General features: G+C 68.8%; 16 protein-coding genes. 12 read left to right on the top strand and 4 right to left on the bottom strand.

The genetic code is table 11. The features are described 5' to 3' along the window. Positions 1-66 precede the first annotated feature (66 nt). The 7 genes from AC1RNC_RS10400 to AC1RNC_RS10370 all read left to right on the top strand — a co-directional run bounded on the left by AC1RNC_RS10400 (position 67) and on the right by AC1RNC_RS10370 (position 11,037). Positions 67-2,322 carry a TonB-dependent receptor gene (locus AC1RNC_RS10400; RefSeq protein ID WP_492885967.1) on the top strand — a complete coding sequence of 752 codons (2,256 nt, stop codon included), beginning with the start codon at positions 67-69 and terminating at the stop codon, positions 2,320-2,322. Next, positions 2,291-3,550: a LacI family DNA-binding transcriptional regulator gene (locus AC1RNC_RS10395; protein ID WP_492885965.1), complete on the top strand. Its 1,260-nt coding sequence runs from the start codon at positions 2,291-2,293 to the stop codon at positions 3,548-3,550. The genes AC1RNC_RS10400 and AC1RNC_RS10395 overlap by 32 nt, the downstream gene beginning before the upstream one ends. Positions 3,551-3,717: 167 nt before the next feature. Next, positions 3,718-5,904 carry a beta-glucosidase gene (locus AC1RNC_RS10390; protein ID WP_492885963.1) on the top strand — a complete coding sequence of 729 codons (2,187 nt, stop codon included), beginning with the start codon at positions 3,718-3,720 and terminating at the stop codon, positions 5,902-5,904. A gap of 66 nt (positions 5,905-5,970) precedes the next feature. After that, a complete protein-coding gene (locus AC1RNC_RS10385; protein ID WP_492836972.1) occupies positions 5,971-6,183 on the top strand; it encodes a hypothetical protein in 213 nt (70 codons plus the stop codon). Positions 6,184-6,350: 167 nt separating this feature from the next. Then, positions 6,351-7,484: an ROK family transcriptional regulator gene (locus tag AC1RNC_RS10380; protein WP_492885961.1), complete on the top strand. Its 1,134-nt coding sequence runs from the start codon at positions 6,351-6,353 to the stop codon at positions 7,482-7,484. A gap of 95 nt (positions 7,485-7,579) precedes the next feature. Then, positions 7,580-10,255, top strand: coding sequence for a TonB-dependent receptor (locus AC1RNC_RS10375; RefSeq protein WP_492885959.1), 2,676 nt, complete (start codon positions 7,580-7,582; stop codon positions 10,253-10,255). Then, positions 10,255-11,037 (top strand): DUF1868 domain-containing protein, encoded by a 783-nt coding sequence (locus AC1RNC_RS10370; RefSeq protein ID WP_492885957.1) that lies wholly within the window; start codon positions 10,255-10,257, stop codon positions 11,035-11,037. Before AC1RNC_RS10375 ends, AC1RNC_RS10370 begins: the two co-directional genes overlap by 1 nt. Here AC1RNC_RS10370 and AC1RNC_RS10365 read toward each other — a convergent pair. Further along, positions 11,034-12,191, bottom strand: a complete 1,158-nt coding sequence (locus AC1RNC_RS10365; RefSeq protein ID WP_492885955.1) for an ROK family transcriptional regulator — start codon at positions 12,189-12,191, stop codon at positions 11,034-11,036. The genes AC1RNC_RS10370 and AC1RNC_RS10365 overlap by 4 nt on opposite strands. Before the next feature lie 172 nt (positions 12,192-12,363). On the opposite strand from AC1RNC_RS10365, the gene AC1RNC_RS10360 reads away from it, so the two are divergent. The 3 genes from AC1RNC_RS10360 (at position 12,364) to AC1RNC_RS10350 (ending at position 16,827) form a co-directional block, all read left to right on the top strand. Continuing rightward, positions 12,364-14,643, top strand: coding sequence for a TonB-dependent receptor (locus tag AC1RNC_RS10360; RefSeq protein ID WP_492885953.1), 2,280 nt, complete (start codon positions 12,364-12,366; stop codon positions 14,641-14,643). Next, positions 14,643-15,440: a DUF1868 domain-containing protein gene (locus tag AC1RNC_RS10355; protein WP_492885951.1), complete on the top strand. Its 798-nt coding sequence runs from the start codon at positions 14,643-14,645 to the stop codon at positions 15,438-15,440. Before AC1RNC_RS10360 ends, AC1RNC_RS10355 begins: the two co-directional genes overlap by 1 nt. 118 nt (positions 15,441-15,558) lie before the next feature. Continuing rightward, positions 15,559-16,827, top strand: a complete 1,269-nt coding sequence (locus tag AC1RNC_RS10350) for an MFS transporter (protein WP_492885949.1) — start codon at positions 15,559-15,561, stop codon at positions 16,825-16,827. 113 nt (positions 16,828-16,940) lie between these two features. Here AC1RNC_RS10350 and AC1RNC_RS10345 read toward each other — a convergent pair whose 3' ends face one another. After that, positions 16,941-20,279: an amidohydrolase family protein gene (locus AC1RNC_RS10345; RefSeq protein ID WP_492885947.1), complete on the bottom strand. Its 3,339-nt coding sequence runs from the start codon at positions 20,277-20,279 to the stop codon at positions 16,941-16,943. A gap of 134 nt (positions 20,280-20,413) precedes the next feature. Continuing rightward, positions 20,414-22,813, bottom strand: a complete 2,400-nt coding sequence (locus AC1RNC_RS10340) for a hybrid sensor histidine kinase/response regulator (RefSeq protein ID WP_492885945.1) — start codon at positions 22,811-22,813, stop codon at positions 20,414-20,416. Between the two features lie 60 nt (positions 22,814-22,873). On the opposite strand from AC1RNC_RS10340, the gene AC1RNC_RS10335 reads away from it, so the two are divergent. Continuing rightward, on the top strand, positions 22,874-23,353 hold the full coding sequence (locus tag AC1RNC_RS10335) for a Dps family protein (protein ID WP_492885943.1): 480 nt from the start codon (positions 22,874-22,876) through the stop codon (positions 23,351-23,353). Between the two features lie 16 nt (positions 23,354-23,369). Then, on the top strand, positions 23,370-24,599 hold the full coding sequence (locus AC1RNC_RS10330) for a cell wall hydrolase (protein ID WP_492885941.1): 1,230 nt from the start codon (positions 23,370-23,372) through the stop codon (positions 24,597-24,599). Positions 24,600-24,729: 130 nt separating this feature from the next. Here the strand turns inward: AC1RNC_RS10330 and trxB are convergent, their stop codons facing one another. After that, positions 24,730-25,737 (bottom strand): thioredoxin-disulfide reductase, encoded by a 1,008-nt coding sequence (gene trxB, locus AC1RNC_RS10325; RefSeq protein ID WP_492885939.1) that lies wholly within the window; start codon positions 25,735-25,737, stop codon positions 24,730-24,732. Positions 25,738-25,764: the final 27 nt, after the last annotated feature.

Below are 25,764 nucleotides of genomic sequence, written 5' to 3'. Positions count from 1 at the left end.
GACCGTTCGCTAAAATAAACAGGAGGGGAAATGAACAGGCGTCTTCTTTGGATGGCGAGCGCCGCCATGATCGCGGCTTCCGGCCAGGCTTGGGCGCAGACCGCGCCGCAGCCGGCCAACCAGGCCGTGGCGCTCGACGAGATCGTCGTCACCGCGCAAAAGCGCGAACAGAACCTGCAGGACGTGCCCGCCGCCGTCAGCGCCGTCAGCAGCGAGCAGCTGGAAGCGCGCAACGTCGTCCAGGTCACGGATGTGGTCCGCGTCTCGCCCAGCCTGACGGTCACGGAGAACACCAACGCCACCGGCAACAGCATCAATCTGCGCGGGATCGGCACGTTCTCGTTCAGCATCGGCATCGAACCCAGCGTCGCGGTCGTGGTCGATGACGTCGCCTTGCTGCAGCAGGCCCAGGCCTTCTCCGGTCTCAACGACATCGCTCGCCTGGAAATCCTGCGCGGTCCGCAAGGCACGCTGTTTGGCAAGAACGCCGCCGCCGGGGTTATCAACATCGTCACCCAGAAGCCGACAAAGACCCTGACGGGCTCCGTCGGCGGCACGCTCACCAGCGATGGCGAAAAGCGCGTCGAGGGGATGGTCTCGGGCCCGATCTCCGACAAGGCCGGCTTCCGCCTCAACGCCTTCTACGGCGATCGCGACGGCTATATCCGCAACCTCAACACCGGTAACAAGCTGAACGGCGACAGGTCCTACGGTGTCCGCGGGCGGCTTGAACTGGATCCGACCGAAGCGCTCAACATCAGCCTGACGGCCTCGCACACCAACACCAAGACCGATGGCCAGGTCCGCACGTTCCGCAGCGTCAATCCGGGCGCCAGCGCCTTTGGCGCGCCGCTGGCCCTGTCAACCGCGGGCCTGACGCCCGGGGACGACAACTACAAGATCCGTCTCGACACCGAGCCGAAGAACACCAGCAAGCAGACCATGCTGAACGGCCGCGCCAGCCTGGACCTGGGCGGCGCCAACCTGGTGTCGATCACCAGCTATCAGGACTGGCGCTTCCGCTTCCTCGAGGACCTGGACACGCTCGGTTCCCCGACGCTGCTGAACGCCGCCGATCCGACGAGCATCCTGCCCAAGGGCTCGACGGCCGGCGGCCCGTTCCACTCGACGAATTTCACGCAGGAACTGCGGCTGGTTTCGAGCGGCGCGCGCAAGCTCGACTACCTGTTCGCCCTGTTCTACGCCGACGGCGACTCGAACCGCTCCTATGCGCGCGGCCCGAACGCCGCGACGGCCTGGGCGGCGACCGCCGGCACCAAGACCATGGCCGCCTTCACCCAGCTGACCTACCACGTCGGCGAGAAGACCCATCTGGACGGCGGCGTGCGCTTCAACCACGAGTCCATCGACGCGACCTTCGTCAACACCACGCCGACGGCGAACCCGCCGGCCAACAACGCCTCGTGCCTGTCGGTCTGCTCCGGCAAGGCCAAGGACGATCACGTCACTTACAAGGTCGCGCTGCGCCAGGACCTGGCCGAACACATCATGGCCTATGCCTCGTTGTCGACGGGCTACAAGGGCCAGGGCTTCGACATCAGCACGGGCTTCAATCCCGGGCGGGCGGCCAAGCCGGTGCGTCCCGAGACGAGCAAGGCCTATGAACTGGGCTTGAAGAGCCGGATCCTGGAAAACCGTGTCCAGCTCAATGTCACGGGCTTCCTGACCGACTTCACCGACTTCCAGGCCCAGGGCGGCGTCACCCAGCCGGACGGCACCATCGTCCCGCAATTGAGCAATGTCGGCTCGCTGCGGAGCAAGGGTGTCGAGGTCGAGGTCTCGGCCAAGCCGGTGCGCGCCCTGCGCATCGACGCCACCGCCGCCTATACCGACGCGACGATCCGCGAATTCACGAACGCGCCTTGCTACACCAACCAGACGGTCGCCGAGGGGTGCCGCCGGGTCGGGACTCAGAACTTCCAGGACCTGTCGGGCAAGTCGTTGGCCAACTCGCCGAAGTTCAAGTACTCGCTGGCGGGCGCCTACGATGTCGCGTTGCCGAACCTGCCCTTCGACGGCTTCGTGACGGCCGAGTACACGCACCAGAGCGCCGTCATGCTTGACCTCCTGGGTACGCCGATCTCGCGCCAGAAAGCCTACGGCGTGGTCAACGCCAGCCTTGGCGTCGCGGGTCGTGACGAGGACAACTACCGCGTGGCGTTGTTCGTCAATAATCTGTTCGACCAGCACTACGCCAGCTCGCTCGGCTATACCGGCTCGTCCAACGCCGGCGCGGTCGCTCAACTGCTGCCGCGAAACTCCAAGCGCTATGTCGGCCTCCGCGCGCGGATGGGCTTCTAGTCGGAATATAGGCGCGGCCGATCGCGCCGCGTTCTCTCGGGTTCCTCCTCCCTTTCCCTGGGACCCTCGTCGCTTCGGCGACCAGCGGCGCGCCTTAGGGCGCGCCGCTTTTTTGTCGTCGCGAGCGTTCGCCGGAGCAAGGCCGGGGCTCGTCCGTGCGGCGATTCCTGCTAGAGGTTGGGCGATGGGGAAAAGCAACGACAAGAGTGTCACGATCATCGACATCGCGCGCGAAGCGGGTGTGTCGATCGCGACGGTCTCCCGCGTTCTCAATCGGGGAGAGGGAGCCGGGCCCGAAGTCCGCACCCGGGTCCTCGAAATCGTCGAGCGCCTCGGCTACCGGCCAAACGTCTCCGCGCGCGCCCTGTCGGGGCGTCGCAGCTATCTGATCGGCGTCATGTTCCTGCGCCTGGGCGGTTACCACTATGTCGGGGAGGTTCAGCTTGGCGCGATGACCGCCTGCCGCCGCGCCGGCTACCACCTTGTCGTCGAGCAGATCGAGACTCCGCAAGGCGTCATTCCGCCCGAAGCCTTGGGCGCGATCCTGCGGGACGCCGCCTTCGACGGCCTCGTCCTGACCCCGCCGCTCTGTGACGACCTCGGGCTGCTGGCCGCGGTCGAGGATGCGAATATCCCCTACGTCCGCCTGGCGCCGAACAGCGATGTCGACCGCGCGCCCTACGTCTGGATGGACGATCAGGAGGCCGCCCGGGAGCAGACCCTGCGCCTGTGGGACATGGGGCATCGCCGCATCGCCTTCATAGGCGGTCCCGCCGGCCATCGCGCCGCGGTCCGCCGGCGCGCGGGCTATCTGGCCGCCATGCGAGACCGCGGCGCGACCGTTCCCGGCGATTGGATCGCCAACGGCGACTTCTTTAGCGGCTCGGGCTTCAGGGCCGCCGAAGCCCTCTTGGCCCTGGACCCGCGCCCCACGGCCATCTTCGCCGGCAATGATGAGATGGCCATCGGCGCGCTCGCCGCCTTGGCCAAGCATGGGGTAGGGGTGCCGGAGCGCATCTCGGTCGTCGGCTTCGACAACTCCATGGCCGCGCAAACATCCTGGCCGCCGCTCACGACCGTTCACCAGCCCATCGCCGAGATGGCCGAGGCCGCGGTGGACATGCTGATCGCCGGGTTTGGCGACAAGAGGTTTCGGGCGCGGATCAAGGAGCGACAGCTGGACTATCGCTTGATCTCTCGTCAGTCGGTCGCGCCACCGCCCCCCTGAGGCCCTCCCGCGAAGCGCCGCGCATCGGTCCGCGAAAAAGAGGCCTGACCAATTTCGATTATTATAGAAAACGTTTTCGTATCGAGCTAAGCCTTGGCCCTCGCCGGCGCAGAAACGGTGAATCGCGGGGTCCTCGTCATGAGGGCCGGGGGAAGCCAAGGAATTTCATGTCACTCGCTTCTAGCCTCGCCGTCCTCACGTTCGCCGTGGCCGCCCAAGCCGCCGCGCCCGCCGAACGCCCGTGGGCCGACGCCAAGCTCTCGCCGGACGCGCGCGCCGCGCTGCTCGACAAGGCGCTGACCGTGGATGAGCGGATCAGCTTGCTGCACGGGCCGATGGCCATGCCGGTCCTGGGCTTCAAGGTTCCGCAAGGCGCGATCGGATCGGCCGGCTATTTCCCCGGCGTGCCGCGTCTGGGCGTTCCGGCCCTGCAGGAGAGCGACGCCAGCCTGGGCGTGACCAATCCCTTGAACGTGCGGCCGGGCGACGGCGCGACCGCCCTGCCGTCAGGCTTGGCGCAGGCGGCCACCTTCAATACCCGCCTGATCTACGAAGGCGGCGCGATGGTCGGCCGCGAGGCCCGCGCCAAGGGGTTCAATGTGCAACTGGCCGGGGGCGTCAACCTGGCGCGCGATCCCCGCAACGGCCGGAATTTCGAATATCTGGGCGAGGATCCCTGGCTCGCCGGCTCTCTGGCGGGGTCGGCGATCAAGGGCGTCCAGGACCAGGGCGTCATATCGACGATCAAGCACTTCTCGCTGAACGGTCAAGAGACCGGCCGGATGACCGCCAATTCGGTGATCGAGGAGGGCGCCCACCGCGAGAGCGACCTCCTGGCGTTCGAGATCGCCATTGAAAAGGGGCAGCCCGGCTCGGTGATGTGCGCCTACAACCTGGTCAATGGCGACTACAGCTGCGGCAACGACCACCTGCTCAACACCGTGCTCAAGCGCGACTGGGGCTACAAGGGCTGGGTGATGTCCGACTGGGGCGCGGTTCACGCCACCGACTACGCCCTCAAGGGCCTGGACCAGCAGTCCGGCGAGCAACTGGACGGGACCACCTGGTTCGGCGAGCCCCTGAAGGCCGCGGTCGAGAAGGGCGAGGTCCCGGCCGCGCGTCTTTCGGACATGAGCCGCCGGATCCTGCGCTCGATGTTCGCCGCCGGCCTCTTCGATCGCCCCGCCGCCAAGTCCGAGATCGACTACGCCGCCAATGGCGCGGTCAGCCTCGAGGCCGCGCGCGAAGGCGTCGTGCTGCTGAAGAACACCGAAGGCCTGCTGCCGCTGGCCAGGACCGCCCGGTCGATCGCGGTGATCGGCGGCCACGCCGACGCCGGTGTTTTGTCGGGCGGCGGCTCCTCCCAGGTCGTGCCGCCCGGCGGCGCGAAGACGATCATCCCCCTGGGCGGGGAGGGGATGATGGCCCAGTTCCGCAGCCAGTACTTCCACCCGTCCTCGCCGCTGGCCGCGATCCGCAAGCTGGCGCCGCAAGCCAAGGTGACCTTCGACGACGGCCGCTATGTCGCCTCGGCCGTGGCCGCGGCGAAGGCCGCCGACGTGGTGGTGGTGTTCGGCAATCAGTGGATGGGCGAGGGCGAGGACGCCGTCGATCTGTCGCTGCCCGACGGCCAGGACGCCCTGATCGCCGCGGTGACGGCGGCCAATCCCAAGGCCGTCGTCGTGCTGCAGACCGGCGGCGCGGTGGCCATGCCCTGGCTGAAACAGGCCGGGGCCGTCGTCGAGGCCTGGTATTCGGGCGCGCGGGGCGGCGAGGCCATCGCCGACGTGTTGTTTGGCGAAGTCGACGCCTCGGGCCGGTTGCCCGTGACCTTCCCGGCTTCGCTGGCTCAATATCCGCGCGAGCAGTTGCCGGGTCTCGGCGCGCCGGAGAAGACGCGCTTCGACGTCAACTATGTCGAGGGGGCCGATGTCGGCTACCGGCGCTTCGCCAAGACCGGCGACAAGCCGCTGTTCGCCTTCGGCCACGGCCTGTCCTACACGACGTTCGCCTTCTCGAACCTGAAGGTCACCGGGGGCGACACCCTGACGGTCAGCTTCGACGTGGCCAATACCGGCCCGCGAGCCGGCAAGGCGGCGCCGCAGGTCTACCTGACCGGGGCTGGAGGCAAGCCGCTGCAGCGGCTGATCGGCTTCGACAAGCTTGATCTCAAGCCGGGCGAGACCCGCCGTGTCACGCTTGCCGCCGATGCGCGCCTGCTGGGCCGGTTCGACGTCAAGACCAATCGCTGGATCATCGACAAGGGCGGCTATCAGGTCGCGGTCGGCGCGGCCTCCGACGACCTGGCCCTGAAGGGCGGCGCCGATCTCAAGGCCGCGACTCTGAAGCCCTGACGTTCCCCCTACGGCGGCCTGTCGGTCGCCAGCATGACCTAGAGACTCATCCGTGGAATCCGACACATGAACATGGTGCTTGTTGATCAAGAGCAGGTCCTGGTCCTTCGTCGTGCGCTGCCGGCGGTGACCAAGGTCTGGCTGCAGGAAGTGCTGGGCGTGAGCGAGACGACCTGGCGGTCTCTGCGCGATGGAAGACCGATACGACAATCGACGTACAATCGGTTGCTCGCCAAGCTCGAAAGGACGGGCGGACGCGACAGGGTTCGCCCGCGCTAGCGGCGACGTTCGACCCGCTGCCAGGCTCGGCCTCGGCGCGGCCCGGCGGGCCTGGATCTCCCTGTTGGGCGCGCCCCGGATGTGACGCCTTCTTGCGACGGCCGCTTGGCGGACGGCCGTGATGACCTTATCGCACGGAGACGCTCGCGGCTGGCCGGATTCGCAGCATGCCCCAACGACCCTTTTCGACGACCGCCGGCCGGACCGGCCGTACGGACAACGAGCGTCGCCTGCTGACCCTGGTCCGCGACTTCGGTCCGCTTTCGCGCGCCGACCTGGCGCGACGGACGGGCTTGGCGCCGCTTTCCGTCACCCGCCTGATCGGCGACCTGATCGAGGGGGGGCTGGTCGTCGAGGGCGAGCGGGTGATCGCCGGGCGGGGACAGCCCAGCCTGCCGCTGAGCTTGGCCCCCGATGCGGCGTTCGCCTACGGGGTTTCGATCGCCGAGGATGCGCTTTCGGTCGTGCTGATCGACCTGCAAGGTCGGGTGCGGGCCCAGCGGCGTGAGCCTTTCGACGCCTTCGACAAGGACGCGGCGATCGCGCGGCTGGCGGACAGCTTCGACGAGATGGCGGGTGAGGCGCTCATCGATCGCGACCGGTTGTTCGGCGTGGGCGTCGCCGTCTCGGGGTTCTTCACGGGGCAGCGGCGGCAGATCAACACGCCGCTGGTCATGGAGCAGTGGGCCCTGGCCGACCTGGACGCCGAGTTCAGCGCCCGTTTCGGCCTGCCCGTGTGGATCGACAACGACGGCAACGCCGCGGCGATGGGGGAGGCGCTGTACGGTCTCGGCAAGGCGCTCTCCAGCTTCGCCTATCTCTATGTCGGCCGCGGCCTGGGAGGCGGGGTGGTCTTGGACGGGAGGCTGTGGCGAGGCCGCAACGGCAATGCTGGCGAGTTCACCGGCGTCTTGCCGCCCGAACGCCGCGAGGACCGGCCGACCCTCCAGCTGCTGCGGACCCTGCTGGAGGCGGACGGCCGGCGCTTCGACTCGATCGAGGCCATGCTGGCGGGGCTGCCGGACGGCGACCCGATCATCGACAGATGGGCCGAGCGGGCGCGGGCGCAGTTCGAGGCCATCCTCTCGGCCATCGCCGCCATCGTCGATCCCGAGGCGATCGTGCTGGGCGGCCGCCTGACCCCGGCCTTGGCCGACGCCCTGATCGCGCGCTCGGCGTTCTATACCGCGCCCGTGCGTGACCTCGACCGGGCCTTCCCGCCGCTGCTTCGGTCGCGGGTGGAGGGCGACGCCACGGCGCTCGGCGCGGCGGCCTTGGCTTTCGGCGATCATTTCTTCTAGCCCGCGGGGCGCGACCGGCTCATCCCCCGACCGTCACAAATATTAAATAACAGACTGTTATTTAATTGGCGTCAGAGGCATCAAGGGGCGCTCACATGTCTATCGTCGTCAAATCCATGCTCTGCGCGGGCGCCGCGCTTGGGGCGCTGGGCGGTGTCGCCCAGGCCCGGCAGACCGCCGTGGTCGACGAGATCGTCGTCGTCGGGCAGCGGGCGGCCGACCGCAACGCCATCGCCGCCAAGCGCGACACGGTGCAGGTGATGGACGCGATCTCGGCTGATGACATCGGTCAGATGGCCGACTTCAGCGTCGGTGACGCGCTGAAGCGGATCGCCGGCGTCAGTGTCTACGACTATCAGGGCGAGCCGCGCTTCGCGAGCATCCGAGGCTTCAACGCCCACTACATCACCACTACCCTGGACGGTCTGCAGATCGCCTCGCCGGACAACCAGAACCAGACCAACGGCGGCGGCCGCCAGTTCTACCTGGAGACCCTGCCGTCCAATATCGCCTCGCGCATGGAGGTCTACAAGACCAGCACGCCGGACATGGACGGCCACTCCGTCGGCGGCTCGATCAATTTCAGGCTTCCGGGCGCCTTCGACTTTCGCAAGGACCAGACCCGCTTCTCGGCCAAGCTGGGCTACCAGATTCAGGACAAGTCGAAGGGCGGCGAGCGCCCGGTGGCTCAGGCCGAGGCCTTCGTCACCCGCCGCTTTGGCGCGGACGACCAGTTCGGCCTGACGCTGAGCGCCTCGTACTGGCGGCGCGAGATGTGGATCCCGCAGCTGGAGCGCGGCAGCTCGGCCTATTGGTTCGACGCCAGCGGCAAGAACACCGGCCAGCCCTATGTCGGCGCGGGCCCGGCCCCGGTCGAGCGGCGCTGGTACGCCTACGACAACACCCGCGAGCGGCGCTCGCTGATGAGCGTCCTGGACTGGCGGGCCAGCGAGAAACTCAGTGTACGGACGACAGGCTACTATTTCGGCCAGAACGAGAAGTCGCTGCGCAACGACATGATCGCCAGCATCGGCGCCAACGCCCTGGTCAGCGGCCAGACCGCCACCTCGGGCGTGTTCTCGCCGCGCGCCGGCCAGCCCGGCGACGTCGCCCAGAACGTCCGCTCGTTCAAGCTGCTGTTCGATCGCAAGGTCTATGGCCTGCAGAGCGCCGTCGACTACCAGGCCGGCGACTGGACGCTGGGCCTGAAACTGGCCGCGTCGCGGGCCACCTACAACAATCCGCAGATCAGCGACAACTTCAGCCGGAACGGCCTGTCGTTCCGCTATGACGTCAGCGACGACGAGGTGGCCTTCACCCCGGTGAACCAAACCGCCTACGACAATCTGGCCGCCTATGTCGGCGGGACCGGCGCGTCGAACCCGCAGCACTATGACGAGCGCTACAAGACCGACGCCCGTAACTATGAGGGCCGGCTGAAGGCGGCCTACAACATGGACGCCGGCGACACGGGCCTGGGCGTCGAGTTCGGCGGCGGCGCGATCCGGCGCCAGCACGGCGAGAACTACGCCAAGAGCTATCAGACCGGCATGCCCTACACCCTGGCCGACGTCGCCTCGACCACGCGGATCTGCGCGCTGAACTGCGACGCCGGCCAGATGGTCTTCGTCGACCAGGGCAAGCTGATCGGCATGCTGGACCGCTATCTGTCCACTGTCCCCAAGACCGTCGACACGGCCAGCGCCTTCAGCAAGGCCTTCTGGATCCAGGAGGACCTCTACGCGGCCTATGGCATGGCGCGCTGGAAGACCGACCGCTGGACGGTCCAGGGCGGCCTGCGCCTGGAGGCGACCGACGTCGAGACCACCGGCTTCCGCGCCACGACCAAGGCCGGCAAGACCACCTACGACCCGGTGACCGCCGCCAGCGACTATTCGCACTGGATGCCGTCGGCCCAGGCGATCTACGACCTCGCGCCCGACAAGAAGATCCGCGCGGCCTACAGCCGCACGATCGGCCGGCCCAAGCTGACCGACATGGCCCTGCTGGGCGGCTCGCTGAACCTGGCGGACGCCTCGTTGCCCAAGCTGACGACCGGCAATCCGGACCTGAAGCCGCGGGTCTCCGACAATTTCGACCTGTCGCTGGAATGGTACCTGGACGAGGGCAAGGGCCTGGCCTCGCTGGCCCTGTTCCACAAGCGGATCCGGAACGAGATCTATTCGCTGGGCCGCACGGCCGACATCGACGTCGGCGGCGGGACGCTGGTTTCGGGCGTGCTGACCACGGCCGTCAACGCCGATGAGGCCGCCACGACGCAAGGCGTCGAGGTCAACCTGATCAAGTACCTGACCTTCCTGCCCGGCGCTTGGAGCAACTTCGGCGTCAACTTCAACGGCATCGCCTCGAAGACCGACTTTCCGATCAAGCTGGCGGACGGCGCGCCCAAGACCCTGGATGGCCTGCCGGGCCAGCCGAAATACGCGACCAACCTTTCGGTCTTCTACGAGGGCGACAAGCTGCGCGCCCGCGTGGCCTGGAACCACACCGACCTGATGACCGAGGAGCGCTATATCGGCAACGGCACGACCAGCCCGGCCAATTTCTACCGCATCCGCTGGGTGCTGCCGTCCGACAAGATCGACGCCTCGCTATCGTACGACATCAACAAGACCTACACCCTGCGCATCGATGGCTCGAACCTGACGGGGCAGGGCGTGGACACCAATCTGGGCCTCGACAAGGAGATCCCGGTGGCGCGGATCAAACAGCCCAGGGCCGTGATGGTCGGCGTGTCGGCGAGGTTCTGATGCTCAGCCGACGCGTACTCCTGGCGGCGGCGCCCGCGCTGGGCCTCGCCGGCGCGGCCCTGGCGGGTGAGCGTGGGGCCTATCCGCCCGACGTCGGCCGCAAGTTCCGCGCCGACGGTCGGGTCATGCCGTTTCGCGGGAACACGATCATCAGCCACCTGTCGCAGCAGGGGCCGGGATCGGAATTCTTCGACGCCCTTCTGGAGGTCTATCGCGAGCTGCCGGCCCACGCCTTCAGCCGCAAGATCACGGCCCTGCCGCCGTCCAGCTATCACATGACCCTCTTCGGCGGGGCCAACGATTCCGACCGGCGGCCCGGACTGTGGCCCGCGGGCCTGCCGCTCGACCTGCCGATGGCCGAGTGCGATCGGATCCTGGGCGAGCGGCTGAAGGCCTTCGACCTCGACTGCGAGCTCCCCTTCCGCATGCGGGTCGACCTCGCCGAGCCGCCGCCCGCCGAACGGCCCCTGACCATTCGTCTGGTTCCGCTGGACGCGGCCGAGGACGCCAAGCTGCGCCGCCTGCGGTCTCGCCTGTCGGACGTCCTGGGCATCCGGGCGCCGGGCCAGGACGCCTACCGCTTCCATGTCACCCTGGCCTATCTCTATCGCTGGCTGACACCGGAGGAGGATCGGGCGTTCCGCGCCGTCTTGGCCGGCTGGCGCGACCGGTTGGCCAAGGCCTGTCCGGTGATCGAGCTAGGCGCGCCGGAATACTGCCTGCTGGAGGACATGTTCGCCTTCAAGCGCCAGTTTTATCTGGGGCGGCCCTCGATACTCTAGCTCAAATAGACGGCGCGCAACGGCAGCATGGCCGCGCCGATCGCGGCGGCCTCGCCGGGCGCCTCGCTGGGAACGAGCCGTGCGGTCGGCCGCGGCGCCAATCGCCGCTTCTGGTCGAAAAGCTCGATGTGGCCGATCATTCGCCGCGCCAGGTCGGGCGGCGTGCGTCCGCCGATCACGATCGCTTCGAGGTCGAGGATCGCCGTGGCGTTCGAGGCGATGATCGACAGGGAGTCGCGGACCCGCGCGATCCATTCGTCGATGGCCGGCCAGCTGGGATCATAGGCCTCGGTCATTTCGTCGACCGTGTCGAACCGCTGGCCGCCCTGGGCCACGATCAGGCGCAGCAGTTCCAGATTGGGGAACGGATAGATGTTGCCCGGCAGGCCGCCCGCGAACTCGCCGGCGTTGCCGAAACGGCCGCGCCAAAGCTCGCCGTCCAGCACGACGCCGCCGCCGACCCCGGCGCCCAGATAGAGATAGGCGAAGCTCTTGGCCCAGCGGCCGACGCCGATCATCGCCTCGGCCATGGCGGCGGCGCTGCCGTCGTTCTCGGCGAAGGCGGGCAGGGCGTAGCGCTCCGAAAACAGTCGGGCGACGTCGAGACCGGCCCATTCTTCGAGGCTGTGGGGCGTGTTGAAGCCCGGCGCGTCACCGATGAACGAGCCGGCGACGCTGATCCCCAGGCCCGCCAGAGTCCCCAGCGGTCGCCCCAGGGCGTCGGCGGCTTCCGCCAGGGCCGCGTCGGTCCAGGCCAGCACCTTGGCCACGGGCATCGCGCCCATCCGGGCCTTGCGCTCGAACCGGACCTTGCCGGCGAAGTCGACCGCCGCCAGCGCCACCGCGTCGGCCATCACCGCCACGCCCAGGCCATAGGTGTGATCGGGCGCCAGGTGGACCAAGGTGGACGGGTAGCTGCGCTTGCCGAGGCTGGCCTTCTCGCCAAACACCACCATGCCCTGGGCGGCGAGGCCGCCCACCAGGCGCGAGACGGACTGCTGGGTCAGGTCCGTCGCTTCGATCAACGCCGCCTGGGTCGCCCCGCCGCGACGGAACAGCAGGCCCAGCAGCCGGCGCTCGCTGCGGGTCAGTTCCGGAGGGCGCGAGGGCGGGGAGGGAGCGTCCATGCGGCCCTCATAGCGCGACTCGATCATGGCGCCATCCATCTCACGCATGAAAAGTGAGATTCTGGATCCGAGCTCTGTACTTCGTCACATAATGTACGCATAAAAAGTGCAATAGCGCATCGAACAGGCTCGTTCCAGGTTGCATTGCACCCACGGCGAGTGACTTTAAGCCGCGCCACGGCGCTTCGGGGATTTCGTCATGCGACTACGCATCCGTCTTTGTTCGTCCGCCGCCCTGGCCATCGCCTTGACGAGCGTCGCCCTCGACGCCGCCCACGCCCAGGCGGCCCACACCCAGGCGGCCCACACCCAGGCGGCCCACACCCAGGCGGACGATGCGATCGCCGAGATCATCGTCACCGCCACGCGCCGGCCGGAGAAGCTGCAGGACGTGCCGGTGGCGGTCACCGTCGTCGACGGCGAGCGACTGGCGCGGTCGAATCTCAACAGCCTGCGCGACATCGCCACGATCGTGCCGACCCTGAACTTCCGCACCGCGGCCTCGAACAAGGATCAGGCGCTGTTCATCCGCGGCCTGGGCACGGTCTCGACCTCGCCCGGCGTCGAGCCGACCGTCTCGACCGTGGTCGACGGCGTGGTGCTGGCGCGCCAGGGCCAGGCGACGCTGGACCTGCTGGACGTCGACCACATCGAGGTGCTGCGCGGGCCGCAGGGCACGCTGTTCGGCAAGAACGCCTCGGGCGGGGTGGTCAACATCGTCACCAAGGATCCCGGCCAGGACCTCCACGCCTATGGCGAGGCCTTCTACGGCACGGGCGGCGACGAGCGGCGGTTCAAGGCCGGCCTTTCGGGCCCGATCGTGGCCGGCAAGCTGGCCGGGTCGCTGAACCTCTTCACTGGCAAGTACGACGGCAACGTCACCAACGTCTTCAACGGCGAGACGGTCAACGGCTACGAGCGGACCGGCGCGCGCGGCAAGCTGGTCTACACGCCGAACCAGGACCTGACCCTGCGCCTGGTCGCCGACTACATGGCCTCGCGCGACACCGCCCCGACCGGCGTGGCGCGACGCACCTACCTGACCGCCTATCCGACCGGCGTCGTCAGCAACTTCCCGGCCTTCGCCGCCGCTCTGGGACCCGTCGTCCCCGGCGACGACAACCGCCAGATCAACAGCAACCTCGACACCCACGCCCGCGACTTCAACAGCGGCCTGTCGCTGCAGGCGGACTGGAGCTTCGCCGGCCACACCCTGACCAGCGTCACCGCCTTCCGCCGCTGGGACAACATCCAGTTCCAGGACCAGGACCGCCTGCCCGGCGTGGTCGCGGGCCTGCCGCAACAGCATGATCGCGGCGACCTCGGCTTCGAGCAGCTGTCGCAGGAAATCCGCCTGGCCTCGCCGAAGGGCGGCCTGATCGAGTACGTGGTCGGGGCCTATTTCATGCGCGCGACCGACGACGAGCTCTATCGCCGCGAGACCACCACCCTGACCGGGACCACCCGCGCGGTGTTCAACGGCCTGGCCGACTACGGCGTCACGGACAACAACACCTCGCTGTTCGGCGAGGCGACGATCAACGCCTCCGACCGCCTGCGCCTGATCGCCGGCCTGCGCGGCGTGCGCGACGCGCTGAGCTACCGCTTCCAGCGCGTCTCCTCGTCGCCGACCCCGGTCGCGGGCATCCAGACCAGCTTCGTCAGCGCCGGTTCGACCGACAAGGACGGCTACGCCGCCCGCCTGGGCGCGCGGTATGACCTGACGGGGGCGAGCATGGCCTATGTCACCTATTCGCGCGGCTACAAGGGCCCCGCCTACAACGTCGCCTTCAGCATGCTGCCGCAGGACACCGGGGTCCTGAAGCCCGAGACCAACGACGCCTATGAGGTCGGCTTGAAGTCCCGGCTGTTCGACGGCCGCCTGCAGGCCAACCTGGCCGGCTTTGTCACCGACTTCTCGAACTACCAGGTCAATTTCTACGACCTTTACAACGGCTCGCCCGTCACCCGGCTGATCAACGCCGGCAAGGTCTCGACGCGTGGGGTCGAGGCCGACCTGGCGGCCAAGCCCGTCCGGGGCCTGACCCTGACCGGCGCCGCGGCCTATATCCACGCCCGCATCGACGACTTCAAATGCCCGACCGGGACCGCGGCCTCGTGCCAGGTCAACGGCAAGCCGTTGCCGTTCTCGCCGGACTGGAAGCTGAACGCCCGGGCCGACTACCGCCTGCCGCTGGAGAGCGCCTTCGTCGTCGAGCTGACGACCGAATACAGCTGGCGGAGCAAGACGCAGTACAGCATCAACCAGACCCCCGACACGGTGCAGGACGCCTACGGGATCTGGAACGCCGGCGTGACCGTCACCGCGCCCGGCGACTGGCGCTTTACGCTGCTGGCCAAGAACCTGGCCAACACCCACTATTCGTCGATGATGTCGACCTTCGGCAGCGGCGTGGTGCGCTTCGTACCGCGCGACGACCGCCGCTACTTCGGCTTCGGCCTGCGCAAGGACTTCTGATGCGGCGTGGCGATCTCCTTTCCGAAGGCCGCCGCGCGCTGTTGCGGGCGGCGGCGGGCGTCGCGGTGGCCGGACCGGCGGCGCGGGCGGGGGCCGCCAGCCGCCCGGCCTATCCGCCGGACGTCTTCAGCAAGTTTCTGCCAGACGGTCGGCCCCTTCGGTTCGCCGGCAACACGATCATCTGCCACCTGGACCAGCAGGGCGAGCGGTCGGCGGCGTTCGACGCCTTTCTGGACATCTATCGCGAGGTCCCGGCCCTGCCGTTCGCCCGCAAGGTCGCGTGGCTGCCGCCGTCCAGCTACCACACCACGATCTTCGGCGGCGCGAACGACCGGCCGCGCCTGAAGGCGAGCTGGCCGGCGGACCTGCCGCTGGACCTGCCGATCGCCGACTGCGACCGGGTGCTGGGCGAGCGGCTGAAAGGGTTCGCCCTGGACCACGCGCCGCCGATCCGCCTGAAGGTCGACCTCGAACAGCTCCAGGATCCGGCGAGGCCGCTGACCCTGCTGCTGCTGCCCGTCGACGCCGCCGAGGAGGCCAGGCTGCGCGGCCTGCGCGACCGCCTGTCCCGCCTCCTGGCCATCCGCTCGCCGAACCACGACGTCTACCGGTTCCACGTCTCGCTGGGCTATCCGGTCGCCTGGTTCACGGAAGGCGAGGCGAGCCAGTTCCAGGCGACCTGGCGGCGCTGGGTGGGCGCCGTCGCCTCGAAGTCGCCCGTGATCAACCTGGGCGCGCCGGAGTATTGCCTTTTCGACGACATGTTCGCCTTTCATCGCCAGTTCTATCTGCGCTAGACCCGCTGGGCCGTACTCAATGCAAATGCGCCAGAGTCCCCTTCTGGCGCGAACCAACCGCCGGGCGTCACCGATTTGCTGTCATTGAACCGTTTCCGTCGCGCCCCATAGACGCGGCATGGCGTCGATCCAGAAGCCCCTTCGAGCGAATGGTCCCGCGAGCGCGGCCCTGCTGCGCTCGGCCTATGGCGCGGGTCACTTTGCCAAAAGCCTGGCCTGGACCTTCACCGACCTGCTGCTGGCCTATTACGCCAATGTGCGGCTGGGGCTGTCGGCGGCCGAGACCGGGCTGCTGTTGTTCTTCTCGATGGCCTATGGCGCGGTGCTGGATATCGGCGTCGCCTTCCTGTTGCGACGGGCCGAGGGCAGCCGCCGGCGGATCCTGCTGATCCAGTTCGCCGCCGGCCTGGCCACGGCGACGACGCTGATCATCGTCTTCAGCCCGGTTCACGGCGCCTTGCCTCCGTTCGCCTATCTCATCGTCGCGCTAGGCCTGCTGCGCACGGCCTACGCGGTCTACGATGTCGCCCAGAACGCGCTGGTGTCGCTGCTGCCCAGCGACGGGGCCGACGCGGAGCGGTACGTGGTCTTGCGCCAGGCGTTGAGCGCCCTGGCCCGGCTCTGCGTGGCGGCGCTCTCCTTCCTGGTCGTCGGGCAGGGCGTGCGCGAAGGGCGCGAGATCGTCGTGGTCGGGGCGATCGCGATCCTGATCGCGCTGACGGCCGGATGGATCTTGCGCTGGGCCGGGCCCGCGCCGGTCGTCGCGACGCCGCCGCGCCTCAAGGGCCTGACCACGCCGCGAGGCATAGGCCGGCTGCTGCTGGCCGCGGCCGCCCAGGCGGGACCGCTGAGCATGACCGCGCGCATGGTCACCTTCGTCGAGCGCGACGGGCCTCACGACCACACCGGCGCGGCCCTGTTGTTCGCCCTGGTGCTCGGAAACCTGATCGGCCCGATCGCCGTGGCGCGCTGGCCGTCCCGGGGCGATGTCGGGCCCCAGGCGCTCGGCTTCACCACCCTGGCCCTGATCGCCGGCGCGGTCTTTCTGGCCGATCCCTGGTCGGGGCCGGTCGCCCTGGTCGCCTGCTGCGCGCATGGCGTCGGCCTGGGCGGGGTGATGACACTGTTCTGGCGCGGCATGAGCGCGGCGATCCGCGACCATGCCGAGCAGACTGGCGTGCGCACCGACATGGCCGCCTTCGCCCTGCTGACCGCCACGCTGAAACTGTCCAGCGCCATCTTCGGCGCCAGCCTTGGCCTGCTGCTCGACGGGTTCAAGGCCGCTGACCCGATGAGCCTGTTGGCGCTGGCGGTGATGACCGCCTCGGGCGGCGTCGGTTTCGTGCTGGCGATCGCGCCGGTCCGGTCCTTCGGCGCGCGCGTCTGACGGTTCAGTATTTCGACATCAAGGACCCGATCGATCGTGAGCTGATCGACGCATGAAAAAGGCGGGCCGCTGAGCGGCCCGCCGGTGTTTCAAGCCAACAGATCCGCGGCCCCTTACCCCACGTCCTCGGTCGTCGACTCCGCGGGCTGGCTGCCGCCATAGGCTTCGCCCGAGCGTTCCCACCAGTAGGGCTGACGCGTGCGCTTGCCCGTGCCGACCTCGTTCAAGGTCGTCGGGTCGTAGAGCCGGCCGCCCAGCATCACGCGGTTGATCTTGTCGCTGTTGCGGATGTCGACCGTGGGGTCGGCGTCCAGGACCAGGAGGTCGGCCAGCTTGCCGGGCTCCAGCGAGCCGACGTCCTTGTCGTAGCCCAGGCTGCGGGCCGAGCTGATGGTGCCGGCCGCCAGGGCCTCCACCGGGGTCCAGCCGCCGCGCACGAACGACCACAGCTCCCAGTGAGGACCCAGGCCCGCCTGCTGGCCATGGGCGCCGATGGCCACCTGCACGCCGCGATCGGCCAGCTTCTTGGCCTCGCGAGCCGTCGCGCCGTCGACATAGTCCTCTTCCGGCGCGGACGGGCGGCGGACGTTGCGCGCGGCCAGCAGGGCCGGCGGCGCGTGCCTGGACAGCAGCGGGTGCTTCCAGACGTCCATGTGCTGGCGCCAGTAAGGATCGCCGGCCAGGCCGCCATAGGCCACCACCAGGGTCGGGGTGTAGTTGGTCTTGGTCTGCGACCACAGGCTGACGATGTCGTCGTAGAAGTGCTCGACCGGCAGGTTGTGCTCCAGCGTCGAATTGCCGTCCTGCACCAGGCTGACGTCCATGCTGTAGAGCGAGCCGCCCTCCGGCACGACCTCCATCCCCTCCTTCTGGGCGGCGATCACCACCATCTGGCGCTGTTCGCGGCGGGGCTGGTTGTAGTTCTTGACGCTGTGGGCGCCCTGCGACTTCAGCCGGCGGACGTGGGCCAGGGCGTCGTCCAGCGTGTTGATCTCGGCATAGACCTCCGGCGCCTTGGCCCCGTAGATGATCTCGCCGGTCGAGAAGGTGCGCGGGGCCAGGATCTTGCCGGCCCGCTGCATCTCGCCGGCCACGAAGATCTCGGCGGCGCGGGCCGACGGATCGTGGATCGTGGTCGAGCCCATGGCCAGGTTGACCATCGACGACCAGTTCTGTTGCGGCACCAGGTCGTCCTCGCCCTGCGGCCCGTGGGCGTGGGCGTCGACCAGGCCCGGGATGATGGTCTTGCCGGCCACGTCGATCAGCTTGGCGTTGGCGGGGATGACCGCGCTGGCCTTGGGCCCGACCGAGACGATGCGGTCGCCGTTGATGACGATGACGCCGTCCTCGATGACGCCGCCATCCTTGCTGGCCATGGTGACGATGCGGGCGCCGGTCAGGGCCACCACGCCCGTCGGCTTGTCGGCGGCGACCTCCATCGACAGGGAGAGGCCCGTGGCGACCGGCTTGAACTTGCCAGACTCCTTGGCGCTGTCTTTGGAGGCGTCCTTTGGAGCCTCAGCGGCCGGGGCGTTGGCGTACAGCGCCTCGGTGCTGGCCGTGAACAGGGTCGGGCCCATGCTCCAGTGGATCTGGGCCCCGCCGTTCGACCAGTTGATGAAGTCCGCGCCCTCGGCGCTGACCCGGGTGACGGGCAGGGGGCCGCCCTTCTGGTCGACCGAGACGTCCTGCGTTCCCGGCAGCAGCGGCATGACGAAGGCTTCGTAGTTCTGGCGGAAGGCCACGTTCTGGCCGTCGGGCGCGACCTGATAGTCGTTGACCATCTCACCGCTGGCGTGGACGTGCTTGGCCTCGCCGTCGAGGTTGGTGCTGACCAGCTGGCGCTTGCCCTTCTCGGACATCAGCATGAAGACGCGGTCGTTGCTGGCCCCGAACTGCGGCTCGGACCCTTCACGGGAGATGCGCACCGGGGTCCCGCCGGTCGCGGCCACGCGATAGACGCCCGGGTTCTGCGACCAGCGCGACGAGGTCAGCCCACCGCTGCGCCGCTGCTCGAACACGATCGTCTTGCCGTCCGGCGAGAACCGCGGGACGCCGAAGTGGCCCGGCTGGCTCATGACGTCCTTGGCCGCGCCGCCGGCGGCCGAGACGGTGCGGATGTGGCCCAGGCCCTGGTCGGTCCAGCCGACGAAGACGATGGTCTTGCCGTCGCGCGACCAGGCGGGGAACAGCTCGAACTCGGCCTCGTCGCCGGTCACCAGCCGGCGTGGAGCGCCACCCGATGTCGGCTTGATCCACAGCTTGCCGAGAGTCTCGAACACCACCGACTTGCCGTCGGGCGAGACGCTGGCCCAGCGCGGCATCTTGGTCTGGAACTTGTCGGGGGCGATCTCGACCTTCGGGTGGATGGCGTCGATAACCACGCGGGTGTCGTCGACCTTGAACGGGATCAGGCTGTTGGCGCCGTCCGCGACGTTGACTCGGCGGATCTTGCCGCCGGCCCAGAACACCACGCTGGCGCCATCGGGCGTCCAGGCCATGTTCGGATAGACGCCGGTGACCGCCCAGGTCTCCTGCACGTCCTGGTCCAGGGCGTCATAGACCTTCTTCTCCTCGCCCGAGGCCAGGTCCTTCACATAGAGCTTGGACTTGGCGCGCTCGCGGCGGACGAAGGCGATCTTCTTGCCGTCCGGCGACGGGGTCGGGCGCACCGAGCCGCCGACGCCCGAGACGACGGTGGTCACCTCGCCGGTCTCCAGGTCGTAGCGCTCGATGTCGAACAGGTCGGTGTTGGAGTCCTGGGCGTATTCGAAGATCGGGCCCGAGGTGACGTTGCGGACGTAGAAGATGCTCTTGCCGTCGGCGGCGTAGATCGGCTCGCCCAGCTCCTTTTGCAGCACCTCGTTCGGACGCTTGACCAGCGGCACGCCGCCGCCGCCCGAGACGTGGTAGATCCACACCTCGCCGGTGCCCAGCGAGCGGCCGGTGGTGAAGTGCTTCTTGGCGACGATGAAGCGGCCGTCCGGGCTCCAGCTGGGCTGGTTCAGCAGGCGGAAGTCTTCCTTGGTCACCTGGCGCTTGTCGCTGCCGTCCAGGTTCATCACCCAGATGTTGTCGCCGCCGCCGCGGTCCGAGGTGAAGGCGATGCGCTTGCCGTCCGGCGAGAAGCGCGGCTGGTGGTCATAGGCCAGGCCCTCGGCGATCCGGGTCGGCGTCCCGCCGGCGATCGGCATCGTGTAGATGTCGCCCAGCAGGTCGAAGGCGATCAGCTTGCCGTCGCGCGAGACGTCGACATTCATCCAGGTGCCGTTGTCGACGGCGATGCGCACTTCGCGGGTGGCCACGCCGGGCGGGGCGTTGACGTTCCACTTCTCGGGCTTGTCCGGCTTTGCCGCATCGGCGGCGGGGGCCGGAGCGGGCGGCGCGGTCTGCGCCAGCGCCGAGCCCGACATCAACAACAAGGCGACCAGCGCCGTCAGCCGACGATCCATTCCCAATACCCCCTCAGACGCAATCCGTACGCGCGGAAGCGGAGCCTAGGGGGGAAGGCGCGCGGAGTCACGGTGGAGGTTGGAAGGTTTGAGCAGGTGGAGATCTCCGAGGGCGGCGGCGCCTTCGAAGCCCCCTAATGCGGCCGCGCCTGGGCCAGCGCCTGCGCTAAACTCTCCAGGGAGAACGGCTTGCTCAGGAAGGGCCAGCCGCCCGCTCGCGCCCGGCCCTCGTCGCTGCCGGTGTAGCCCGAGCACAGCACGACAGGCAGGCCCGGACGGGTGGCGGCCAGCGTCTCGGCCAGGTCGACGCCGCTCATGCCGCCGGGCATGATCACGTCGCTGAGCACCAGCTGGATGCCGTCGTCCTGGGCCAGGCGGGTCAGGGCCTCTTCGACGCCGCCGGCGCGGACCACCGAGTGGCCCAGGTCGCGCAGCATGGTGTCGACAAGCTCGGCGACCTGGGGATCGTCCTCGACCAGCAGCACGCGCGAGGGGACCTGGGCCTGGACGTGGTCCACGGCGGGCGTGGCGTCGGCGACCGGCGCGCCCTCATCGATGGGCAGCAGCAGGGCCACGCTGGCGCCCTGGCCGAGCTTGCTCTCGATGTCGACCGAGCCGCCCGACTGCCGCGCGAAGCCGTAGACCTGGGACAGCCCCAGCCCGGTGCCCTCGCCGGGCGCCTTGGTGGTGAAGAACGGCTCGACCGCGCGGGCGATGGTGGCCGCGTCCATGCCCATGCCGGTGTCGCGCACGGCCACGCGCAGGTACTGGCCGGGCTCCAGCTCGCCCTGCTTGCGGGTGAGGGTGACGGGGCGGCTCTCGATGGTGACCTCGCCGCCCGGCGGGGTGGCGTCGCGGGCGTTGACGACCAAGTTCAGCAGGGCCGCCTCGAACTGGCCGGCGTCGATCCTGGCCGAGCGGACACCGCCGCCCAGGCGCAGGTTGAAGGTGTAGGCGTCGCCCAGGGCGCGCTTGAGCAGGCCCTCGGACTCGGCGATCAGCCGGTCGACGCGGCAGACCTCGGGCTTCAGCGGCTGGCGGCGGGCGAAGGCCAGGAGGTGCTGGGTCAACTTCTCGCCCCGCTTGGCGGCGGCGAGGGCGGCGCCGACCATCCGCGCGCGCCGGCGTTCGTCGTCGGGGTGGCGTTCGACCACGTCCAGGGCCCCGATGATCACGGTCAGCAGGTTGTTGAAGTCGTGGGCCACTCCGCCGGTCAGCTGGCCGATGGCTTCCAGCTTCTGCGACTGCAGCAGGGCGGCCTGGGCCGCGTCGCGCTGGGCCACGGCCGCCGCGACGCGCTCTTCCAGAAGCTCGTTGATCCCGGTCAGCTTGGCCTCGGCCTGCTTGGCTTCGGTGGTGTCGAAGGCGATGCCGATGAAGCCGACGAAGTCGCCGCTCGCATCGAAACGCGGTCGCGAGAACGACTTCAGCCAGCGCCATTCGCCGTCGGCCCGGCGATAGCGCCCCTCCAGCTGGAACGGCTTGCGCGAGGCCTCGCCCTGGGCCTGGGCCTTGAGGATGTCGGGCAGGTCGTCGGGATAGAGACGCGTGCGCCAGTCCAGGGTCAGCGCCGCCTCGTAGTCCAGGCCGGCGAACTCGACATAGGTCTTGTTGACGAACTCGCGGACGCCGCCGGGGCGCGTGACCCACATCAGGGCTGGGGCGCTGTCGGCCAGCGTGCGGAAGCGCGCCTCGCTTTCGCGCACGCTCTCCTCGGCGCGGCGGCGGGTGGTGACGTCGAAGTTCAGGCCGATCATGCGGATCGGCTTGCCGTCCTCGTCGCGGACCACCTCGCCGCGGGCGTGGATCCAGCGCTCGCCCTGGCTGGTGTCGGCCAGGCGATACTCGACCTCGTAGTCCCCGAAGTCCTTCAGGGCCCGCCGCACGTGCGTCTGGATCATGGCGCGGTCGTCGGGGTGGATGTAGCGGGGGATGTCGTCCAGGCGGATCACCGCGTCGTCCGGAACGCCCATGCCCCGCCGGGCCGCCAGCGACATGTGGACCGCGCCGGTCAGCAGGTCGTAGTCCCAGGGACCCACGCCCGCCGCGGTCTGGGTGACGCGCAGCCGGGCCTCGGCCTCGGCGCGCTCCTCCCGCGCCTGGGCCAGGCCGCGCATCGCCCCGCGCAGGCCCTCGGCGGCGACCAGCACCATGACCGCGCAGAGCAGATAGATGACCATGGTGGCCAGCTCGTCCTCGGACATCGGCACGGCGCCCTGGTCGCTCCACAGCCACGCGGCGAAGGCCGCGCCGGCGGCCACCGGGATCAGACCCCAGCGCCAGCCGGCGTACAGCGTCACCAGCATGATCGGCGGAAAGAAGGGCTGGGTGGCGCCGACGCCGCCGTGCAGGCCCAGCAGCGCGATGCGCATCAGCACGGCCATGGTCACGCCGATCAGCGCGGCGACGACACATCGCCACGCCGGCGGTGGAACCGGAGGGATGAGCCAAGCGCTAACTAGAGTATGGATTCGACGGTGCTCGTCGGAAGCCAAGTTCGGGGCGTCTCTCTTCTCCACCTTCGCTCCCCGCAAAGATGTCTTGCCATGAGCATGGACACGCTTACCTAGAGCACGCAACACGGGAGATCAGTGATGGCCGACACCCTGAACACCGGACTGAGCGCCAAGCAGCGCGCCGACATCGCCGCTTCGCTGAACAAGGTCCTGGCCGATAGCTACGCGCTCTATCTGAAGACGCACGGCTATCACTGGAATGTTCGCGGTCCCAACTTCCAGTCCCTGCACGTCCTGCTCGAAGGTCAGTACCAGGAGGAATGGGCGGCGCTGGACGACATCGCCGAACGCATTCGCGCCCTGGGCGAGCTGGCTCCGCAGGGCTACGGCGCGTTCGGCAATCTCTCCAGCATCAAGGACGGCAATCCCGAAAACGAGTGGGAAGCCATGCTGAAGGAGCTTTTGGCCGACAACGAGACGGTGATCCGCACCCTGCGCGACAGCTTCCCGACCGCCGACGACGCCGGCGACGAGGCCACGGCCGACCTCCTGACCCAGCGCCTTCAGGCCCACGAGAAACACGCCTGGATGATCCGCTCCACCCTGGGCGGCAAGTAAGCTGACCGGGGACGGGGTGGGGACCCTGACAGCGCCTCTAGCCTGGAAGGCCGCCGCGACCGTGCTGGTTGTCGGCGGCCTTTCCGCGTGCGCGACCTATTACGTGCCGTCCGGATCCGGGGGCGAGGCCGGCCTGATGCGGGTGACGGGCAGTTTCACCGAGCGCGCTCTGCGCCACTATGTCGCGGACTTCGACCCCGCCATGCTGGCCCTGGCCAAGCGTCATGATCCCCGCCCGCACCAGGACTATTGGGGCCGCGTCGAGGGCTGGGAGGTCATCGATCTGAAGGACATCCCGCGCCTGGGCGACCGGGCTCCGGACTTCGACGAGGCGCGGGTGATCAACGCCCTGCGTCCGGCGGTTCCGGAGGCCCTGGAGGCCGCCAGGCCGTTCGTGCTGACGGGTGGCGCCGAGGCCCGCGCCAAGGCGCTGAACTGCCTGACCCAGGCGGTCTATTACGAAGCCGGGTTCGAGCCGGGCGAGGGCCAGATGGCCGTGGCCCAGACCGTGATCAACCGCATGCGCCACCCGGGCTATCCGAAGTCGATCTGCGGGGTGATCTACGAGGGCGCGGCGCGGGCCACCGGCTGTCAGTTCAGCTTCGCCTGCGACGGCTCGCTGGCGCGCGAGCCCGTCCCCGTGATCTGGGCCAACGCCGAGGCGGTGGCGCGGCGCGCCCTGAAGGGTTTCGTGTTCAAGCCGGTGGGCGTGGCGACGCACTACCACGCCGACTATGTCTCGCCGTACTGGGCGCCGACCCTGGTCAAGCTGAAGCAGTTCGGCCAGCACATCTTCTATCGCTGGACCGGTCCGGCCGGGACGCTGAAGGCCTTCAGCGGCCGCTATTCCGGCAACGAGACGGTCAGCGCCGACATCCTGATGGCCGCCGACCCGCGCACCCTGGAGGCCGCGACGCCCGAGATCCTGGCCGCCCAGAACACGCCGGCCAGCCCGGTGGAGACGGGCGCCATGGCCCAGATGCTGGGGGTCTCGAACCTGGCCCTGCCCGACGCCAAGCTGGTCAGCGTGCCGGACGAGACCTCGCCGACCGGCGAACGCCTCACGATGCAGGGCACGGTGGCGGGGCGGCGGATCCCGACCGCCGACGAGATCGCCCGGATCAACAAGGCGCTGGAAGCGGTCAGCGAGCCGACGCCGGCGGTGGTCGCCGCTCCGCCCACGCCGCCGCCGCCGCCGCCGAAACCGAAGTCACGGCCGCCGAGTCTGCTCAATCCGCTGAATTAAATCCTCCCCCCAGCGGGGGAGGTGGTCGCGTAGCGACCGGAGGGGGAGGGGGCAAGCTCGCGGGACTTCCCCCTCCGTCGTCTCTATGAGCCGACACCTCCCCCGCTAGGGGGAGGATTTGATAACGCCCTCACCAAACCCCGATCTTGTTCGCCTCTTGATGGCTGATCGGATGGTGCGCGGCCTTGTGGTCTTCCTCGGCCAGGAAGCGGACGGCCTCCAGAGCGGCCATGCAGCCCATGCCGGCCGCGGTCACCGCCTGGCGGTAGACGTCGTCGGTCACGTCGCCGGCGGCGTAGACGCCCTCGATCGCGGTCGAGGCGCTGCCGGGCTTGACCTTCAGATAGCCGCCGGGACCAACCTCCAGCTGGCCGGCGAACAGCTCCGACGACGGGGCGTGGCCGATGGCGATGAACACGCCGTCGGCGGCGACCTCGGTGGTCTCGCCGGTCTTGATGTTCTTCAGCCGCGCGCCGGTGACGCCCATCGGGTCGGTCTGGCCGGTGACCTCGTCGATGACGCTGTCCCAGACCACCTGGATCTTCGGGTGGGCCAGCAGGCGCTCCTGCAGGATCTTCTCGGCCCGCAGCTCGTCCTTGCGGTGGACCAGGGTGACCTTGCTGGCGAAGCTGGTCAGGAACAGCGCTTCCTCGACGGCCGTGTTGCCGCCGCCGACCACGATCACCTCTTTATTCCGATAGAAGAAGCCGTCACAGGTGGCGCAGGCCGAAACGCCGAAGCCCTGGAACCTGCTCTCGCTTTCCAGGCCCAGCCACTTGGCCTGGGCGCCGGTGGCGATGATGATCGTCTCGGCGATCCAGTCCTGGCCGCTGTCGGTCTTCACCATGAACGGGCGCTTGGACAGGTCCACCGAGGTGACGATGTCGTTGACCAACTCGGTCCCGACATGCTCGGCCTGGGCGCGCATCTGGTCCATCAGCCAGGGACCCTGGATGACGTCGGCGAAGCCCGGATAGTTCTCGACATCGGTGGTGATGGTCAGCTGGCCGCCGGGCTGGATGCCGGCGATCAGCACGGGCTTCAGCAGCGCGCGGGCGGCATAGATGGCGGCGGTGTAGCCGGCGGGGCCCGAACCAATGATCAGGCAGCGGGTCTGGCGGGGAGCGGTCGTGGACATGGCGGATATCTAGGCGCGATTCCGCTC

The sequence above is a fragment of the Caulobacter sp. GW822-FHT01G02 genome (genome assembly GCF_058802865.1).
This window is presented reverse-complemented; position numbering and strand designations above follow the sequence as displayed.

Coding starts and splice junctions, on each gene's coding strand:
- AC1RNC_RS10400 (WP_492885967.1), top strand. CDS start 67: ATGATCGCGGCTTCCGGCCAGGCTTGGGCGCAGACCGCGCCGCAGCCG.
- AC1RNC_RS10395 (WP_492885965.1), top strand. CDS start 2,291: ATGTCGGCCTCCGCGCGCGGATGGGCTTCTAGTCGGAATATAGGCGCG.
- AC1RNC_RS10390 (WP_492885963.1), top strand. CDS start 3,718: ATGTCACTCGCTTCTAGCCTCGCCGTCCTCACGTTCGCCGTGGCCGCC.
- AC1RNC_RS10385 (WP_492836972.1), top strand. CDS start 5,971: ATGAACATGGTGCTTGTTGATCAAGAGCAGGTCCTGGTCCTTCGTCGT.
- AC1RNC_RS10380 (WP_492885961.1), top strand. CDS start 6,351: ATGCCCCAACGACCCTTTTCGACGACCGCCGGCCGGACCGGCCGTACG.
- AC1RNC_RS10375 (WP_492885959.1), top strand. CDS start 7,580: ATGTCTATCGTCGTCAAATCCATGCTCTGCGCGGGCGCCGCGCTTGGG.
- AC1RNC_RS10370 (WP_492885957.1), top strand. CDS start 10,255: ATGCTCAGCCGACGCGTACTCCTGGCGGCGGCGCCCGCGCTGGGCCTC.
- AC1RNC_RS10365 (WP_492885955.1), bottom strand. CDS start 12,191: ATGATCGAGTCGCGCTATGAGGGCCGCATGGACGCTCCCTCCCCGCCC.
- AC1RNC_RS10360 (WP_492885953.1), top strand. CDS start 12,364: ATGCGACTACGCATCCGTCTTTGTTCGTCCGCCGCCCTGGCCATCGCC.
- AC1RNC_RS10355 (WP_492885951.1), top strand. CDS start 14,643: ATGCGGCGTGGCGATCTCCTTTCCGAAGGCCGCCGCGCGCTGTTGCGG.
- AC1RNC_RS10350 (WP_492885949.1), top strand. CDS start 15,559: ATGGCGTCGATCCAGAAGCCCCTTCGAGCGAATGGTCCCGCGAGCGCG.
- AC1RNC_RS10345 (WP_492885947.1), bottom strand. CDS start 20,279: ATGGATCGTCGGCTGACGGCGCTGGTCGCCTTGTTGTTGATGTCGGGC.
- AC1RNC_RS10335 (WP_492885943.1), top strand. CDS start 22,874: ATGGCCGACACCCTGAACACCGGACTGAGCGCCAAGCAGCGCGCCGAC.
- trxB (WP_492885939.1), bottom strand. CDS start 25,737: ATGTCCACGACCGCTCCCCGCCAGACCCGCTGCCTGATCATTGGTTCG.